This window comes from Zobellella taiwanensis (assembly GCF_003012795.1).
GTDB classification, from domain to species: Bacteria; Pseudomonadota; Gammaproteobacteria; order Enterobacterales; family Aeromonadaceae; genus Oceanimonas; species Oceanimonas taiwanensis.
Genome location: NZ_PXYH01000065.1, coordinates 1 through 326, shown reverse-complemented (window position 1 = coordinate 326; position 326 = coordinate 1). Strand labels below are relative to the sequence as shown.

The following is a 326-nucleotide window of genomic DNA, read 5'->3' as shown; positions in this document are numbered from 1 at the left end:
GCCGGGTTCTGTCGAGGACAGCCATTCCTCTGGGACGCACATCACTGTACGCCTCAAGCGACCTACCCGAATCCAACGCGGGCCGCGCCAATGGATTCCTATTTGGTCTTGCTCCGAGTGGGGTTTACCTAGCCACGCACTGTTGCCAGCCGTGCGGTGCGCTCTTACCGCACCTTTTCACCCTTACCGGCGCTGTTGCGCTTAGGCGGTTATTTTCTGTGGCACTTTCCGTAGGCTCGCGCCTCCCAGGCGTTACCTGGCACTCTGCCCTATGGAGCCCGGACTTTCCTCCACCGCGCTATTGCGCGACAGCGACTGTCCAATCG

1 other RNA gene is annotated in these 326 nt (G+C 60.7%); it reads right to left on the bottom strand.

The annotated features are described in order from the left end of the window. Window positions 1-320: RNase P RNA component class A (rnpB, locus tag C7I36_RS16945), an RNA gene on the bottom strand. Window positions 321-326 lie beyond the last annotated feature (6 nt).